This window comes from Mesorhizobium sp. M0771 (assembly GCF_040320155.1).
Lineage (GTDB): Bacteria > Pseudomonadota > Alphaproteobacteria > Rhizobiales > Rhizobiaceae > Mesorhizobium.
Window position 1 is genome coordinate 57,863 of record NZ_JAMYPC010000006.1, and the last position, 14,716, is coordinate 72,578.

19 protein-coding genes are annotated in these 14,716 nt (G+C 62.7%); 6 read left to right on the top strand and 13 right to left on the bottom strand.

Translation table 11 applies throughout. From position 1 onward, the window contains the following. Positions 1 to 34 precede the first annotated feature (34 nt). Together NKI05_RS11360 and grxD are read right to left on the bottom strand one after the other, a co-directional pair. Positions 35 to 1,303 (bottom strand): multidrug effflux MFS transporter, encoded by a 1,269-nt coding sequence (locus NKI05_RS11360; RefSeq protein ID WP_023684881.1) that lies wholly within the window; start codon positions 1,301 to 1,303, stop codon positions 35 to 37. A gap of 118 nt (positions 1,304 to 1,421) precedes the next feature. After that, positions 1,422 to 1,757 carry a Grx4 family monothiol glutaredoxin gene (gene grxD, locus NKI05_RS11365; protein WP_023669102.1) on the bottom strand — a complete coding sequence of 112 codons (336 nt, stop codon included), beginning with the start codon at positions 1,755 to 1,757 and terminating at the stop codon, positions 1,422 to 1,424. 160 nt (positions 1,758 to 1,917) lie between these two features. On the opposite strand from grxD, the gene NKI05_RS11370 reads away from it, so the two are divergent. Next, positions 1,918 to 2,751, top strand: coding sequence for a phosphodiester glycosidase family protein (locus NKI05_RS11370; protein WP_023816530.1), 834 nt, complete (start codon positions 1,918 to 1,920; stop codon positions 2,749 to 2,751). Positions 2,752 to 2,763: 12 nt separating this feature from the next. On the opposite strand, the gene NKI05_RS11375 is transcribed toward NKI05_RS11370, so the two are convergent. The 3 genes from NKI05_RS11375 to purL form a co-directional block, all read right to left on the bottom strand. After that, positions 2,764 to 2,997: a BolA/IbaG family iron-sulfur metabolism protein gene (locus tag NKI05_RS11375; protein ID WP_010909092.1), complete on the bottom strand. Its 234-nt coding sequence runs from the start codon at positions 2,995 to 2,997 to the stop codon at positions 2,764 to 2,766. Between the two features lie 99 nt (positions 2,998 to 3,096). Continuing rightward, on the bottom strand, positions 3,097 to 3,621 hold the full coding sequence (locus NKI05_RS11380) for a hypothetical protein (protein ID WP_023690196.1): 525 nt from the start codon (positions 3,619 to 3,621) through the stop codon (positions 3,097 to 3,099). Then, on the bottom strand, positions 3,618 to 5,849 hold the full coding sequence (gene purL / locus NKI05_RS11385; RefSeq protein WP_023816531.1) for a phosphoribosylformylglycinamidine synthase subunit PurL: 2,232 nt from the start codon (positions 5,847 to 5,849) through the stop codon (positions 3,618 to 3,620). The genes NKI05_RS11380 and purL overlap by 4 nt, the downstream gene beginning before the upstream one ends. Before the next feature lie 187 nt (positions 5,850 to 6,036). Between purL and NKI05_RS11390 the strand changes: the two genes are divergently transcribed. Then, positions 6,037 to 6,201, top strand: coding sequence for a hypothetical protein (locus NKI05_RS11390; protein ID WP_023669098.1), 165 nt, complete (start codon positions 6,037 to 6,039; stop codon positions 6,199 to 6,201). A 30-nt stretch (positions 6,202 to 6,231) separates the two neighbouring features. On the opposite strand, the gene NKI05_RS11395 is transcribed toward NKI05_RS11390, so the two are convergent. Further along, a complete protein-coding gene (locus NKI05_RS11395; protein ID WP_023816532.1) occupies positions 6,232 to 7,641 on the bottom strand; it encodes an aminotransferase-like domain-containing protein in 1,410 nt (469 codons plus the stop codon). Positions 7,642 to 7,734: 93 nt separating this feature from the next. Here NKI05_RS11395 and NKI05_RS11400 point away from each other — a divergent pair, with 93 nt between their 5' ends. Continuing rightward, complete coding sequence (locus tag NKI05_RS11400) at positions 7,735 to 7,980, top strand: DUF1127 domain-containing protein (RefSeq protein WP_023816533.1); 246 nt, start codon at positions 7,735 to 7,737, stop codon at positions 7,978 to 7,980. A 12-nt stretch (positions 7,981 to 7,992) separates the two neighbouring features. Here NKI05_RS11400 and NKI05_RS11405 read toward each other — a convergent pair whose 3' ends face one another. From NKI05_RS11405 to purC, 5 genes are all read right to left on the bottom strand, one after another. Continuing rightward, positions 7,993 to 8,637, bottom strand: coding sequence for a Pr6Pr family membrane protein (locus NKI05_RS11405; protein ID WP_023816534.1), 645 nt, complete (start codon positions 8,635 to 8,637; stop codon positions 7,993 to 7,995). 4 nt (positions 8,638 to 8,641) lie between these two features. Continuing rightward, positions 8,642 to 9,052, bottom strand: coding sequence for a hypothetical protein (locus NKI05_RS11410; protein ID WP_023697575.1), 411 nt, complete (start codon positions 9,050 to 9,052; stop codon positions 8,642 to 8,644). Between the two features lie 41 nt (positions 9,053 to 9,093). After that, the gene (gene purQ, locus NKI05_RS11415; RefSeq protein WP_023711489.1) at positions 9,094 to 9,762 is read right to left on the bottom strand and encodes a phosphoribosylformylglycinamidine synthase subunit PurQ; all 669 of its coding nucleotides are present in this window, start codon (positions 9,760 to 9,762) and stop codon (positions 9,094 to 9,096) included. Position 9,763: 1 nt separating this feature from the next. Further along, positions 9,764 to 10,006 carry a phosphoribosylformylglycinamidine synthase subunit PurS gene (purS, locus tag NKI05_RS11420; protein ID WP_023669092.1) on the bottom strand — a complete coding sequence of 81 codons (243 nt, stop codon included), beginning with the start codon at positions 10,004 to 10,006 and terminating at the stop codon, positions 9,764 to 9,766. 88 nt (positions 10,007 to 10,094) lie between these two features. After that, positions 10,095 to 10,889, bottom strand: coding sequence for a phosphoribosylaminoimidazolesuccinocarboxamide synthase (gene purC / locus NKI05_RS11425; protein ID WP_013532127.1), 795 nt, complete (start codon positions 10,887 to 10,889; stop codon positions 10,095 to 10,097). 275 nt (positions 10,890 to 11,164) lie between these two features. Here purC and NKI05_RS11430 point away from each other — a divergent pair, with 275 nt between their 5' ends. Then, positions 11,165 to 11,485, top strand: a complete 321-nt coding sequence (locus tag NKI05_RS11430) for a DUF1476 domain-containing protein (RefSeq protein ID WP_023669091.1) — start codon at positions 11,165 to 11,167, stop codon at positions 11,483 to 11,485. A 127-nt stretch (positions 11,486 to 11,612) separates the two neighbouring features. Continuing rightward, positions 11,613 to 12,386, top strand: coding sequence for an HpcH/HpaI aldolase family protein (locus NKI05_RS11435; protein ID WP_023669090.1), 774 nt, complete (start codon positions 11,613 to 11,615; stop codon positions 12,384 to 12,386). Between the two features lie 19 nt (positions 12,387 to 12,405). Here the strand turns inward: NKI05_RS11435 and NKI05_RS11440 are convergent, their stop codons facing one another. Then, positions 12,406 to 12,960: an RBBP9/YdeN family alpha/beta hydrolase gene (locus tag NKI05_RS11440; RefSeq protein WP_023690188.1), complete on the bottom strand. Its 555-nt coding sequence runs from the start codon at positions 12,958 to 12,960 to the stop codon at positions 12,406 to 12,408. 193 nt (positions 12,961 to 13,153) lie between these two features. On the opposite strand from NKI05_RS11440, the gene NKI05_RS11445 reads away from it, so the two are divergent. After that, positions 13,154 to 13,969, top strand: coding sequence for a VOC family protein (locus NKI05_RS11445; RefSeq protein ID WP_352792374.1), 816 nt, complete (start codon positions 13,154 to 13,156; stop codon positions 13,967 to 13,969). A 15-nt stretch (positions 13,970 to 13,984) separates the two neighbouring features. Here the strand turns inward: NKI05_RS11445 and NKI05_RS11450 are convergent, their stop codons facing one another. Beyond that, positions 13,985 to 14,713: a metallophosphoesterase family protein gene (locus tag NKI05_RS11450; protein ID WP_352792375.1), complete on the bottom strand. Its 729-nt coding sequence runs from the start codon at positions 14,711 to 14,713 to the stop codon at positions 13,985 to 13,987. Positions 14,714 to 14,716 lie beyond the last annotated feature (3 nt).

Sequence of the window (14,716 nt, forward strand, 5' to 3'; positions counted from 1 at the left end):
GAGACAAATAAAACTCGTAGCGCAGAACAGTTGCTCAATGCAGGTCGGTGACGTGCCCTGAAATGGGTGGGTTGTGCGGCTGGAACATCTTGCCGCGCTCGGCGATCAGGATCATCAGCAGGGCCGCGACCGAGACGCTGCAGAAGCCGGCGGCAAGCGGCGTCACCGTGCCGTTGAAGGCCTGGCCGATCAGCGTGCCGAGGATGCCGCCGAGAAAAGTCTGCATGAAGCCCAGGATGGACGACGCGGTGCCCGCCAGTTGGCCGAGCGGCTCCATCGCGAGCGCGTTGAAATTGGCGCCGAGCGCGCCGAACGGGAGCATCGCGCTGGCGAAGAAGGTGATGAACAGCCAGAGTGGCATCTTCATTTGAAGCGAAACGGTGAGCCAGGCAAGGCTGATCACTAGGAACAACAGCAGTGCGCTCTGCGACAGGCGGCGCATGCCGATGCGGCCGACCAGGCGCGAGTTGAGGTAGTTCGAAAAAGCGAGAACGCCGGCGACACCCGCGAAGATGACAGGAAACAATTCGCCGACATGAAAAATGTCGACATAGATCTGCTGTGCGGAGGCGATGAAGCCGAACATGGCGGCGAAAATGAAGGTGCTGGCAAAGGCGTAGCAAAGCGCCATGCGGTTGGTGAGCACGATGCGGAAACCACCGACGACGGATGAGACTGTCAGCGGCCGGCGGTACTCCGGATGCAGCGTCTCCGGCAGCCGCAGCAGCGACCACGCCGACACGATCAGCGCTCCGACGGCCATGGTGACGAAGATCCAGTGCCATGTTGCGAACAGCATGATGAACTGGCCGATCCCAGGCGCGATCACCGGGATGGCCATGAACACCATGAAGATCAGAGACATCACCTCGGCCATGCGCCGACCGTCGAACGTGTCGCGCACGATCGAGACGGCGATGACGCGGGTCGCCGCCGCACCGATGCCTTGCACCAGCCGGCACAGCAGCAGGACGGCGAATGACGGGGCGATGGCGGCAGCTGCCGCCGCCACGACATAAATCGCCAGCCCGGCAACGAGCGGCGCGCGGCGCCCGAACCGGTCCGAGATCGGTCCGAAGAAAAGCTGTCCGCCACCGAAGCCCAATATATAGGCGGTGATCACATACTGGCGGTGGTTTTCATTCTCAACGCCAAGCGTGGCGCCGATTTGCTGCAGTGCCGGCAGCATGATGTCGATGGCCAGCGAGTTCAACGCCATCAGTGCCGCGCACAGCGCGATGAATTCCCAGCGCGGAATAGGCAATTTGCGTGCCTGTTGCGGCGCTTTTGCTGGCTGGTCCACGGCGGGTCCGATCTTCAAAACGAATATGCGCCGGCATGCCGGCGCATAACTTCGTCCTCACTCCGATAGGGGGAGGTAACATTTTGCCGGGGCGGGGCTGCCCCGTCTCAACTCAGAATCAGGCTGTCGCTTTGACGCTGACGCCCTTGTCGACGAGCAACGTCTGCAGCTCGCCCGCCTGGAACATTTCGCGGATGATGTCGCAGCCGCCGACGAATTCGCCCTTGACGTAAAGCTGCGGGATCGTCGGCCAGTTCGAATATTCCTTGATGCCTTGGCGCAGTTCGGCCGAGGTCAGCACGTCGACGCCCTTATAGTCGGCTCCGATGTAATCGAGGATCTGGACGACCTGGCCGGAAAAGCCGCACTGCGGAAAACCGGGCGTGCCCTTCATGAAAAGGACGACGTCGTTGCCCTTCACTTCGCTGTCGATGTAGTCGTTGATGCCGCTCATGAGATATCCTTTCACGCCTGTGGGAGTCAGGCTCGAAGCATAGCCATCAAATAAACCCATAGATGGGCCGAAACAAGATGTTTGCGCCGCCGTCGCGGAAATGGCGCAAAGGATCGCCTGTCTTGGGCCAAGCATCCCTGCCGATTGCAGCCTCCGGGACATGATGAAAAGACGATATGGCGCCGCCCTTCTGATCGCCATCCTGCTGGCCGCGATTGCCGTTGTCTGGTGGCCGAGACGCCCGGAGCCGCCGCCGCTGGTCATTGGCGGTGACCTGCCCGCGCCTTGCCGGAATGTCGCCTTCGAGGCGGTGACCTATGTCGTCTGCACGGTCGACCTGCGGACCTACAACCTCGCTGTCTTTCACGTCGGTGCCGACGGCAAGCCCTTCGGCTCGCTGGAGGCCTTCGGCAAGGCGGTTGCGGGCGAGGGGAGGCCGGTGCTGCTCGCCATGAATGGCGGCATGTATCACGAGGATTTGTCGCCGGTCGGCCTGCTGGTCGAGAACGGCAGCGAGAAGTCGCCGCTCAACCTTGCCGACGGCGAAGGCAATTTCTTCCTGAAACCGAACGGCGTCTTTCTGGTGGGCAATGACGGCAAGGCGGCTGTCATGGAAAGCAACGCCTATGCGGTTACTAAACGCGATGTTGCCTTCGCCACGCAGTCCGGCCCGATGCTGGTGATCGATGGCAAGATTCACCCACGCTTCGAGCCGAACGGAACCTCGCGCTACATCCGCAACGGCGTCGGCGTGCGCGATGAAAACACCGTTTTGCTGGCGATCTCGCGGTCTGAGGTCAGTTTCGGCAGCTTTGCGCGGCTGTTTCGCGACGCGCTACAATGCCGCAACGCGCTGTTCCTCGACGGCGCGGTCTCCGCGCTGTCGGATGGGAAAAGAATGATCGTCGGCGGAAAATACCCGGCGGGCCCGATCATCTCAGTGTCGGCGAAGCCGATCACGTCAGTGTCGGCGAAGCAGCCGCAGAAACAGTAGGCCAGCCTGGCTTCAGTCCGGCACGCTGGTCTGCAGGGCCAGCGCGTGCAGCACGCCGCCCATATTGCCCTTCAGCGCATCATAGACCATCTGGTGCTGCTGGACGCGGCTCTTTCCGCGGAAGCTTTCGGCCACCACTTCGGCTGCATAGTGATCGCCGTCACCGGCGAGGTCGCGGATCGTCACCTTGGCGTCCGGAATGCCGTCCTTGATCAGTTTTTCGATGTCGTGGGCATCCATTGCCATGGCAAAATCCTGTTCTGGGCGGCTAGGCACGAGTGACTCGCACGGCAGCCTAAAGCCTTTCTGGTCCGGGTTGAAGCCGTTCTGTCGGCGACGCAGTGTCTAAGGGCCATCCTGCCGCGGGTGAACCACACCATCTTCGGTAATGTCGTCGCGGGTCGAGAACCCCCGGCCAAGGCTGAACACCAGGACATAGAGCGGGATGTTGAGCGCCAGGTTGATAATCGGGAGATAGCTGGTCATCTGCCACAAGGGCGAAAAGAATGGTTGGCCATAGCCGTCGCAGATCAGCGATGACCCGTATTCCCACAGCGCGCCGGTAATGACCGCAATGGCAAAGAGCTTGATGCAGGTGGCGACATGCCTTGCGCGCGCCGGGTTCGGCAAAAGGCGGCTCCACACCACCAGGCAGACGATGGGGATCGCATAGATCAGACTTTGCAAGGCCAGCATCTGCAGTGTGCCATTGGCCGCCTCAAGGAACTGGTCACGCCTTTCCAGCAGCGGACAGACCTCGCTCGAGGTCGTCGACAGCAGGAAAAAGACGAACGGCCCGAGGAACCAGAAGAAGAACAGCGACGGCCAGAAGACGACTGCGATCAGCGTCCGGGCTGCCAGGCTGGTCAACTGGACTTGTCCATGAAGTTCGGGAACCAGCCTTCGTGGGCGGCGGTCAATTCGCTGACCGGGATCGCCCTGGCATCGCCGAGCTTCAGTTCGTTTCCACCGGTCGAGCCGATCCATGGCGCAAAGATGCCGAGCTTGCTCTGTTCCTCGCGGATGGCGTCCCATTCCTTGCTCTGCGGATCGACGGACAGCGTCAGGAGGTAGCGGCCCTGGTCTTCGCCGAACCAGACCGGGATCGGGTCGGTGCCGGCGAGCCCCGGAATTGTGGCGCCGATGCCGGACGCCATCGCCATTTCGGCCAGGGCTATCGCCAAGCCGCCATCGGAAAGGTCATGGGCCGCGGTCACGACGCCCGACGCGATCAGCGCGCGGACATGGTCGCCGACGCGCTTTTCGTGCGCGAGGTCGACGGATGGCGGCGGCCCGTCGGTACGGCCATGGATGTCCCTGAAATAGGCGGACTGGCCGAGATGGCTGCCCCAGCTTGCGGGTGCGCCGACCAGCAGGATCATCTGGCCCTCGGCGGCAAAGCCGATACGGGTCATCTTCGACCAGTCGGCAATCAGCCCGACGCCGCCGATGGTCGGCGTCGGCAGGATGCCCTGGCCGTTGGTTTCATTGTAGAGCGAGACATTGCCCGACACGATCGGGAAGCCGAGCGCGCGGCAGGCATCGCCAATGCCTTTCACCGCGCCGACCAGTTGGCCCATGATCTCAGGCCGTTCCGGATTGCCGAAATTGAGGTTGTCCGTCGCCGCCAGCGGCAGCGCGCCGGTGGCGGTAAGGTTGCGCCAGCATTCGGCCACCGCCTGCTTGCCGCCTTCATACGGGTCGGCCTCGCAATAGCGCGGCGTCACGTCGGAGGAGAAGGCGAGCGCCTTGGTCGGATGGCCTTCGACGCGCACCACGCCGGCGTCGCCGCCCGGAAGCTGCAGCGAATTGCCCTGGATCAGCGTGTCGTACTGCTCCCACACCCAGCGCCGCGACGACAGGTCCGGCCCGCCGAGCAGTTTCAACAGCGCATCGGCGACATCGGCCTTCGGCGCATCGCCGGCTGCGAGCGCCGCAGGCTTCTTCGGCTCGACCCAGGGGCGGTCATATTCCGGCGCCTTGTCGCCAAGGTCCTTGATCGGCAGGTTGGCGACCTCGTCACCCTGGTGAATGACGCGGAAGCGCAGATCGTCGGTGGTCTTGCCGACAATGGCGAAGTCGAGGCCCCATTTGTGGAAGATCGCCTCGGCTTCCTTTTCCTTCTCGGGGCGCAGCACCATCAGCATGCGCTCCTGGCTCTCCGACAGCATCATCTCATAGGCGCTCATGCGCTCTTCGCGCACCGGCACCTGGTCGAGGTGAAGCTCGATGCCGAGGTCGCCCTTGGCGCCCATCTCGACCGCCGAACAGGTGAGGCCGGCCGCACCCATGTCCTGGATGGCGATGACGGCGCCGGACGCCATCAGCTCGAGGCAGGCTTCGAGCAGGCATTTTTCGGTGAAGGGATCGCCGACCTGCACGGTCGGGCGCTTCTCGTCGATCTTGTCGTCGAACTCGGCCGAGGCCATCGTGGCGCCGCCGACGCCGTCGCGGCCGGTCTTGGCGCCGAGATAGACGACCGGCAGGCCGATGCCCTTGGCTTCCGACAGGAAGATCGCATCTGTCTTGGCGAGGCCGGCGGCAAAGGCGTTGACCAGGATGTTGCCGTTGTAGCGGGCATCGAAATTGACCTCGCCGCCGACGGTCGGCACGCCAAAGGCGTTGCCGTATCCTCCGACGCCGGAAACCACGCCGCTGACCAGGTGCCTGGTCTTGGGATGGTCGGGTGCGCCGAAGCGCAGAGCGTTCATCGCCGCAATCGGCCGCGCGCCCATGGTGAAGACGTCGCGCAATATGCCGCCGACGCCGGTCGCCGCACCCTGGTAGGGCTCGATGTAGGAGGGATGGTTGTGGCTCTCCATCTTGAAGACGACGCAGTCGCCATCGCCGATATCGACCACGCCGGCATTCTCGCCCGGACCCTGGATGACCTGAGGCCCGGTGGTCGGCAGCGTGCGCAGCCATTTCTTCGAGGATTTGTAGGAGCAGTGCTCATTCCACATCGCCGAGAAGATGCCGAGTTCGGTAAAGCTCGGTTCGCGCCCGACCAGATCGAGGATGCGCTGGTATTCGTCGGGCTTCAGCCCATGCGCGGCTATGAGTTCCGGGGTGATCGGCACGGAATTGGAAATGGTCATGGGCGGCGATTGGTGTCCATGGGAGAGGGGAATTTGAGTCCCCTCATATCGCAAGCTTTGGCGTGATACACCCCATCGGATGACGAAAAACGCCGGAAAACACAAGGCGACGATGGTAGCGGGGCGCCGCTGGGGAACGCTATGGCATCCCGGCCGTTAGGCCTCAAACCAATCAGGAGATTTCGACATGGCCACCAAGCAAGGCAAGAAAGACAATCGCCTCTCCGACAAGGAGGCCATGCATATTGCCGAGACCACCGACGTTTCGCCCAAGCAGGCCAAGGACCTGGCCGAGAAGCACGGCAAGGACAAGGGCGCGAAGGAAGCCAAAAACTTCAAGGCAGAGGGCTGAACCTGAAGATCGGGATACAGGAGGATCGAGTCAGGACGAACTGTCGTAGCCGGCGCGGCCTTCCTCCAGCAGCCGCCGGATCACCGCGACGCCGCCGTTGATGTCCTCGCGCCGCCTTGGCTGCGAGACGCCGAAACGCACGCCGTGAAAAACCTGCTCGGAACGCCCCGCCTTGAACTCGTCCTCGTCGTCGAGGAGCACGCCATTTTCGAGGCATGCGCTCCTGAACGTGCCGGACAGCCAGGGATCGGGCAGCGTCAGCCAGACGAAGGGCACGCTGCCGTGTGACTTGAAGGCGAAACCGGCCAGTGTCTCGCGCACGATGGCGATCCGGGTGGCAATTTCGGCAATGCTGCGTTTGCGGATATCGCCAGCCTGCCCTGACAGCACCAGCCGCGCATTCACCTCCGCCAGCAGGAACGGCATCCCGCCGGTCATCATCTTGTGGGCGACGCGGATGCGATGGCGATAGGCGGGCGGGCAGGAGAGCCAGCCGCCGCGAACACCTGCCGCGACCGATTTCGACAGACCGCCGGCGACAATGGTGCGTTCGGGTGCATATTCGGCGATGAGCGGCGTCGGATCTTCGGTCAGGCCGCCATAGAGATCGTCCTCGATGACGATGACATTGTACGCGCGCGCGACACGAGCGATCGCCTCGCGGCGCGAAACCGACAGGATCGCCAGCGTCGGGTTCTGCACCGTCGGCATCAGGAAGATCATCTTCGGGTGCTTTTGCGCGCAGACGCGTTCGAAATCCTCGGGATCGAGGCCTTCTTCGTCCGATGCCACCAGTGCTATGCGCCGCCCGATCAGCCCGGCGCTGCGGGCGATCTGCGAATAGGTGAGGTGCTCGAAGACGACATAGTCGCCCGGCGTGGTCAGCGCCGCGATCGCCGCCATCACCGCGGCATGGGTGCCCAGTGTGGGAACGATGGTTTCAGCAGCCGGACGGAACGAATTGCGCGACAGCCAGCGGGCGCCGGCCTCGAACCAGCGCTCCGGAAAATCCCTGGTGTAGCTCGAAATCTCGTGCGGGTGATCCTGCACCGTGCGCGAGAGCATGTCAGCGACAATGGCGCCCTGGCCGATGTCGGGCGCGGCCGTGCTGTCGAAACGCAGCTTGCCGGGCGGCGCATCGACATAGCGCGTGCCTTGCACGGCAGGCTCGGCGAATTCGGGTGACGCTTCCGATTGCTGCGCCAGCACATAGGTCCCGCGACCGACTTCGCCGCTCACCAGGCCGCGCTCGCGCAGCAGCTGATAGGCTCGGCCGATCGTGCCGACCGTCGTGCCGATATCATAGGCGAGATCGCGCTGCGGCGGCAATTTTGCCCCGGCATCGATGACGCCCTTGTCGATGTCCGACTCGATGCTGTCGGCAAGGCGCTGGTAAAGCGGGCCGGAACCGATGGTGAGGTCAGGGAGCCAATTTGTCATGGTCACAATTCTGTATATTGCACCAGATCGGGTGTCAATGCATATCAGAACCGTACCAAGATGGGTACAATTTGCAAGGTTGGCAGAAAGACAATGGATACAATCGAGACAATCCGCTGCGCGGGCATTGAATTGGTCGGGCCGCGCCCGTCCAGCCGGCGAGGCTTTGTCGGCCGGATCGTGCATGTGATCAGATCGCTGGCGCGATGGATCGACGTGCTGATCGAGCGCCGTCGCGGCCGCCTGGCTTTGCTCGAAATGACCGACGAGCAGCTCAGGGACATCGGTGTGTCGCGTGACGACGCTCACCGCGAAGGCATCAGGCGATTCTGGGACTAACTTGTAGTCTGGTCAGCGGCGTGTGCCCGGAGCCCTGAGGCGTGAGACGCCCTTATCGGCAAGCACGGCGAGGATGCACAGCACCAGGAAAACACCGGTGACGGCCAGCGCCGCAAGGGCGACGTTGGCCGCGCCGTTTTTCGCAACGTCGAGGAACGGGTAGGGCACTTCGCCTGCGATCGGTGCGCGCGCCAGCGCATAGGCGAGATAGGCGATCGGATAGGCCATCCACCACGAAATGTCGCTCCAGCGTGTCCTGCCGTCAGCGCCTGCAACAAGCCACCACAGCACGAACAGCACCGGCGTCACATAGTGCAGCAGCACGTCACAGAGCAGAAACAGCCCTTGCGGCTGCCAGAGCTGCGCCAGAACCGTGGCATAGACGATGAAGACCAGGGCGATGGAAGCCGCCACGCCCGCCCGCATCCGCGGCCCGGCAAAGGCCGGCAGCCAGGCGTAGCCCGAAGGCGACAGCAGCGAGACATGGACCAGCACTGCACCGATGTTGGTCAGGATGGTGAAGAAGCTGAACAGAAAGACGATGGAGCCGAGAAAACTGCGGCCGGCTTCCATCGATGCCGGGATGGTGATGCACGCTTGCAGGACAAGCCCGGCCAGACCTATGACCAATCCCGCAAACTGCAGGAAGCGGCCCATGGCGTCAGGCGGCCGCGTTGCAGGAGGGGTTGCCCGTTTGCCAGCGCGCAATGTCGGATCCGATGCGCGCGCCGAGCGGATCGTCCATCAGCGGACCGAACACGTCGACGCGGCTGGAATTGCCTTGCGCCTGGACGACCAGCAGCGGCTTGCCGCCATAATGCTTGGCCGGCACCAGCAGGAAGCGGGGCGTGCCGCTGAACGAATTCAGCTCATTGGCCATCTGATAGGATTTGAAGGCGGGATCCTTGCTGGCGATCCAGCATTTGTGGGCCGATATCGCTACCTGTTCCATGGCCAGCAGCGAAGCGCTCTTGCCCGTGGGGACCGGCGCGCTCTTCGGGCTGGACTGGCAGGACGCCAACGCCAAGCCGGCAGCAGCCAGGGGACCTAGGCGAACAATCATCAGTCTCATGGTCAACCGCCCCCGCGTTTTGAAAGGTATTCGAAGAGATATCAGGCGGCGATGCCGAGCGCGCCTTCGAACAGGGCGCGGCCGTCGCTTCCGCCATGCGCTGCCTCGATCAGGTTTTCGGGATGCGGCATCAGGCCGAGCACATTGCCCTTCTCGCTGACGATACCGGCAATGTCGTTCATCGAGCCATTGGGATTGCTGCCCTCGGCATAGCGAAACACCACCTGTCCTTCGCCTTCGAGACGGGCAAGCGTGTCGGCGTCGGCGAAATAATTGCCGTCGTGATGCGCCACCGGCGTGCGGATGATCTGACCCGGCTGGTAGCGGCGGGTGAACATGGTGTTGGCGTTGGCGATTTCGAGCTTCACCTCTCGGCAGACGAATTTCAGCGAGGCATTGCGCATCAGCGCGCCGGGCAAAAGGCCAGCCTCGACCAGGATCTGGAAGCCGTTGCAGACGCCGATGACCATGACGCCCTTGGCCGCCTTTTCCGCCACCGCCCGCATGACCGGCATGCGCGCGGCAATGGCGCCGCAACGCAGATAGTCGCCGAACGAGAAGCCGCCGGGAATGGCGATCAGGTCCACATCAGGGATTTCGGTGTCGGTCTGCCAGACGGTCGCCGGCGCCTGCCCGGAGATCTTGGTCAGCGCCGCAATCATGTCGCGGTCGCGGTTGAGGCCGGGGAGAAGAACGACAGCTGATTTCATATCAAGCGATCTCCACCGCGTAATTCTCGATCACTGTGTTCGCCAGCAGCTTGTCGCACATGGCTTTCAGATCGGCTTCGGCCTTGGCCTTGTCGGTCTCTGAGAGCTCGAGGTCGAAGACCTTGCCCTGCCGCACCTGGCCGACGCCGCCGAACCCCAGTCCGGACAGAGCGTGCTCTATGGCTTTTCCCTGCGGGTCGAGCACGCCGTTCTTGAGGGTGACGGTGATGCGGGCCTTGATCATGCTGGACAGGTTCCTGTTCGAAGACTTAGCAATTCCAGGAAAAGTCTGAAGCGGTTTTTCGTCCGGAATCGCGTCAAGAAATGAAGACTTAGTGCGGCTTGCCTTTGAGGCCATCGGTCGAGGCGACGAGCACCGGGCCGGTCGGGCGCGGCGGCTCGTTCTCGTTCATGATGCCGAGGCGGCGGGCAACTTCCTGATAGGCTTCGACGAGGCCGCCCATATCGCGGCGGAAACGGTCCTTGTCGAGCTTGTCCTGCGTTGCCACGTCCCACAGCCGGCACGAATCCGGCGAGATCTCGTCGGCAACGACGATGCGCATCATGTCGCCCTCGAACAGGCGGCCGCATTCGATCTTGAAATCGACGAGTTGGATGCCGACACCCATGAACAGGCCGGAGAGGAAGTCGTTGACGCGGATGGCCAGCGCCATGACGTCGTCGATCTCCTGCGGGCTTGCCCAGCCGAAAGCGGTGATGTGCTCTTCCGACACCATCGGATCGTCGAGCGCATCGGCCTTATAATAGAATTCGATGATCGAGCGCGGCAGAACGGTGCCTTCCTCGATGCCGAGGCGCTTGGACAGCGAGCCGGCGGCGACATTGCGCACCACCACTTCGAGCGGAATAATCTCGACTTCCTTGATCAACTGCTCGCGCATGTTGAGCCGGCGGATGAAGTGGGTCGGAATGCCCATGCGGTTCAGATGGTTGAAGATGTACTCGGAAATGCGGTTGTTGAGCACACCCTTGCCGTCGATGACCTCATGTTTCTTCTTGTTGAATGCGGTCGCATCATCCTTGAAGAACTGGATAAGTGTGCCCGGTTCCGGTCCCTCATAGAGGATCTTGGCCTTGCCTTCATAAATGCGGCGGCGATTTTTCATCTGATTTTTCTCTGGATTTGCGGGCAGGCGGCAAGCGACCAGTTCCTGTCCGTCTGCCTAAATTGGTGCGGCGACGGGTGGGGTTCAATGCCGGGTCTATCCCAATCACAGCGTTTGCTCAATCGGCAAATCCTTTCCATCGACCGCTTTCAGGAATGAAATGCCGCAGCGCAGCAAGCGATGTAGCATATTGACCGGCCCGCGCCCTTTTGGTTTGTGCTGCGGCAGCACACATATCCATCACCAACGCGAATCGATTTCATCGGAGGGAAGCCATGAGCAGCATGAAAGACCGCGAAGAGGGTTTTGAGCGCAAATTCGCCTTCGACGAAGAACTTCGCTTCAAGGCTTCGGCACGCCGCAACAAGGCGCTTGGCCTGTGGGCAGCCGAAAAGCTGGGCAAGTCCGGCACTGACGCCGACGCCTATGCCAAGGAAGTTGTGGTTTCCGATATCGAGGAAGCCGGCGATCACGACGTATTCCGCAAGATCCGCAAGGATTTCGACGCCGCCGGCGTCGACCAGTCGGATCACCAGATCCGCCGCACCATGGACGAACTGATGGCGCAGGCGATCGAGCAGATCAAGAACACCTAGAGCGAGTAGCGCTGGACCAATCGACCGCCCGGTCCAGCCGGGCGGTTTTTCTTTGCCTTTTCAGCCTTTTCCGGCTGAAACTGTGCGTAGGCCTGTTACAAGGCTCTACCCAACGAGGAAAGCACCCATGTCCCTGAAGTCACGCCTGGCGGCGGATGAAACGCTGTTCACCGCCTGGTCCGGCGTTCCGGACGCTTTGACGGTCGAAATCATCGCCAAGCAGGGTTTTGACGCCGTCACCCTCGATATGCAGCATGGCGGACACCACGAAGACTCGGTCTTGCGCGGCCTGGTGCCGGTGCTGGCCGCCAACAAGCCGGCGCTGGTGCGCATTCCGGTCGGCCGCTTCGACATGGCCAGCCGCGCCCTCGATTTCGGTGCCGAGGCGGTGATTGCACCGATGGTGAATTCGGTGGCCGATGCAAAACTCTTTGCCGCGGCGATGAAATATCCGCCGATGGGCGAGCGCTCCTGGGGCCCGACCTATGCTTTTCCGCGCCATGGCAAAGGCGACCACGCCGAATGGCTGCGCGACACCAATCAACGCACCATGGCCTTTGCCATGGTCGAAACGCGCGCCGCACTCGATGCGCTGGACGGCATCCTCGACACGCCGGGCATTGACGGCATCTTCCTCGGCCCATCGGATTTCTCCATCGCCTGGTCGAATGGCGCCACCGTCAATTCGACGCTGGAAAGCATGATGGAAACCGTCGCCTCCATCGCCGAGCGGACGCGCAAGGCGGGCAAGCATGCGGCAATCTACGTCGTTGAGCCGGCGATTGCCGGCCGCGTCGTGGCGATGGGCTACCGGCTGCTGGCGATGGGCTCGGACCATGCGCTGATTTCGCTCGGCGCAAAGATACTCATCAAAAGCATGAACGATTCGATCAAGGGCTGAGGCGTGGTGCCTTGCCCGGTCAGGCCTTGAGGTCGGTCAGGAACTTGGCGAAGGTCATCGACCCTTCCGGCCACGGGCCGAAGCCGGCATCCTCATTGAGGTGACCGGTTTCGCCGGCATCGATGAACAGCGAACCCCAGGCAGCGGCAATGTCCTCGGCAACCTCGAAGGCGCAGAACGGATCGTTGCGGCTGGCGATGACGATGGACGGGAAGGGCAGCGGTTCGCGCGCATAGGGACCAAAGGTCATCAGGTGACGCGGCCTTATCTCCGGGTTGGCGACGTCGGGCGGCGCGACAAAAAACGCGCCGGCGACCGGCTTCCTGAACTGCGGAATGGCCTGCACCGCGGCCGCCACACCGAGGGAATGGGCAACGATCACCACCGGCCGCTCGGCCTCGTTGACAGCGTTCGCCACGCTCGTCGTCCAGTCCTCGCGCACCGGCTTCGACCACTCCGCCTGTTCGACCCGACGCGCTGTCGACAGTTTCGACTGCCAGCGTGTCTGCCAGTGTTCAGGGCCGGAATTGGTGTAGCCCGGCACGATCAGAATATCTGCGTCTTTGACTTTCATGGCGCTGAGATAGCGAGCGGCCGTGTCTCGTGCAACCCGCGCTGACGCATGCGGTGCATCACAATTGTGAACAACCTGTTCGATTCTTTCCATCTTGTGTGAACGATCAGGATCGACGATTTGAGGCAGGAAGAGATGGACAACAGAATAGACTGGTGGCGCGGCCTGGGATAATGCGCTGAACGGAGGTTTTATGAGCGAACTGCCTTTTGCCGCGACGACCCCCGTCAGCGTGTCACGCGTGGGCCTGAAGGCGCGCGACGCCGAAGGACTTGCCGATTACTACCGGGCTGTTGTCGGCCTGCAGGAATTGAGCCGCGCCGATGGCGCCATCACGCTGGGCGCTGCCGAGCGCCCGCTGCTGGTCATCGAGCCTGACGCAGCGGCCAAGCCCGACGATCTGCGCAGCGCCGGCCTTTTCCACACCGCTTTCCTTCTACCCAGCCGCGCCGATCTCGGCCGTTGGATAAACCATGCCGCCGCCAACAAGATCCGCATCGAGGGCGCCTCCGACCATCTGGTCAGCGAGGCTTTGTACCTGACCGACCCCGAAGGCAACGGCATTGAAATCTATAGGGACCGTCTGCCGCAGGAGTGGAAGTGGAACGGCGACAAGATCGCCATGGCGACCGAGCGGCTGAATCTGGCCGCCGTGGTTGGCAGCGTGCCGGCCGGTGACGCCGGCTGGCAGGGCGCGCCGCAAAACAGCATTATCGGCCATGTCCATCTGCGCGTCGGCCGGCCGGAAGATGCCGAGGCCTGGTGGCACGACGAATTTGACTTCGACACGGTCGCTAAGTATGGAGGGCAGGCGGTGTTCCTGTCGTCGGGAGGCTACCACCATCATATCGGTGGCAATTCGTGGCACAGCGCCGGCGCCGGGCGCCGCGATCCGTCCCGCTCAGGGCTGGCCTGGGTCGAGATGCGCTCGGACAAGACAACCGCTGACATCACACGGGAAGATCCGTGGGGCACGGTGATCCGCACCGTGCCAGGCGCCCCAGGCTGAGCGTCTGCTCGGTTCTTACAAGGAATTGGCGGCGTAGCCCGTCAGCAGCCCATGCGCCCAGCTGTCGAAGCCGGTGGCTGTCGCGCGGCTGGACGTCTCGGTCCAGTCATAATTGACCACGTGATGGCTGAACGACCATTGTCCGTCCTTGCGCGTAGCGAGGGCGTAGCGGGCATGCGGACTGCCGGTCACGGTCAGGCCGGGGAATGCCTGGACGCCGACGCTGCCGGGATTGAGGATTGTCCGGTTGTCCGACAAGCGCACAAGGCGCGGCGTATGTGTATGGCCGCACAAGGTCAGCCCGGCGCCGGCGCTGCCGAGCTTGTGCCTGATCTGCTTTTCATTGGACGGGTGGAAGTGGCTGCCTCCATCTTCCTCGAGCAGGAACACGTTGTCGTCACTCGGGCTGCCGTGGCACAGCAGGATGTCCGGGGCAGGCGACAGGGCGACCGGCAATGCCGAGAGCCAGGTCAATGACGCCTGGGACAGGCGTTGGTGAGTGAAAGCATCGACGTCTTCCAACCCGGAAGCAGGCGGCTCGATCAGCACACGGTCGTGATTGCCGCGCACGGTCGGCCAATTCTGCGCCATCAGATATTGCGCGGTTTCTTCAGGCCATAGCGGCCCGGAAAGACAATCGCCCAGATTGACGATTATGTCGGGAGAAGCGTCTTTGATCTGCGCATGAACCGCCTCAAGCGCGCCCAGATTCCCATGGATGTCGGAAAGGACGGCCAGCCGCATCGA

What these genes read in the sequence shown, in the direction of transcription:
- NKI05_RS11445 (WP_352792374.1), top strand. Translation starts at nt 13,154, where the DNA reads ATGAGCGAACTGCCTTTTGCCGCGACGACCCCCGTCAGCGTGTCACGC.
- purS (WP_023669092.1), bottom strand. Translation starts at nt 10,006, where the DNA reads ATGATCAAGGCCCGCATCACCGTCACCCTCAAGAACGGCGTGCTCGAC.
- NKI05_RS11370 (WP_023816530.1), top strand. Translation starts at nt 1,918, where the DNA reads ATGATGAAAAGACGATATGGCGCCGCCCTTCTGATCGCCATCCTGCTG.
- NKI05_RS11450 (WP_352792375.1), bottom strand. Translation starts at nt 14,713, where the DNA reads ATGCGGCTGGCCGTCCTTTCCGACATCCATGGGAATCTGGGCGCGCTT.
- purQ (WP_023711489.1), bottom strand. Translation starts at nt 9,762, where the DNA reads ATGAAATCAGCTGTCGTTCTTCTCCCCGGCCTCAACCGCGACCGCGAC.
- NKI05_RS11400 (WP_023816533.1), top strand. Translation starts at nt 7,735, where the DNA reads ATGGATACAATCGAGACAATCCGCTGCGCGGGCATTGAATTGGTCGGG.
- NKI05_RS11430 (WP_023669091.1), top strand. Translation starts at nt 11,165, where the DNA reads ATGAGCAGCATGAAAGACCGCGAAGAGGGTTTTGAGCGCAAATTCGCC.
- grxD (WP_023669102.1), bottom strand. Translation starts at nt 1,757, where the DNA reads ATGAGCGGCATCAACGACTACATCGACAGCGAAGTGAAGGGCAACGAC.
- NKI05_RS11405 (WP_023816534.1), bottom strand. Translation starts at nt 8,637, where the DNA reads ATGGGCCGCTTCCTGCAGTTTGCGGGATTGGTCATAGGTCTGGCCGGG.
- purC (WP_013532127.1), bottom strand. Translation starts at nt 10,889, where the DNA reads ATGAAAAATCGCCGCCGCATTTATGAAGGCAAGGCCAAGATCCTCTAT.
- NKI05_RS11410 (WP_023697575.1), bottom strand. Translation starts at nt 9,052, where the DNA reads ATGAGACTGATGATTGTTCGCCTAGGTCCCCTGGCTGCTGCCGGCTTG.
- purL (WP_023816531.1), bottom strand. Translation starts at nt 5,849, where the DNA reads ATGACCATTTCCAATTCCGTGCCGATCACCCCGGAACTCATAGCCGCG.
- NKI05_RS11435 (WP_023669090.1), top strand. Translation starts at nt 11,613, where the DNA reads ATGTCCCTGAAGTCACGCCTGGCGGCGGATGAAACGCTGTTCACCGCC.
- NKI05_RS11440 (WP_023690188.1), bottom strand. Translation starts at nt 12,960, where the DNA reads ATGAAAGTCAAAGACGCAGATATTCTGATCGTGCCGGGCTACACCAAT.
- NKI05_RS11375 (WP_010909092.1), bottom strand. Translation starts at nt 2,997, where the DNA reads ATGGCAATGGATGCCCACGACATCGAAAAACTGATCAAGGACGGCATT.
- NKI05_RS11390 (WP_023669098.1), top strand. Translation starts at nt 6,037, where the DNA reads ATGGCCACCAAGCAAGGCAAGAAAGACAATCGCCTCTCCGACAAGGAG.
- NKI05_RS11395 (WP_023816532.1), bottom strand. Translation starts at nt 7,641, where the DNA reads ATGACAAATTGGCTCCCTGACCTCACCATCGGTTCCGGCCCGCTTTAC.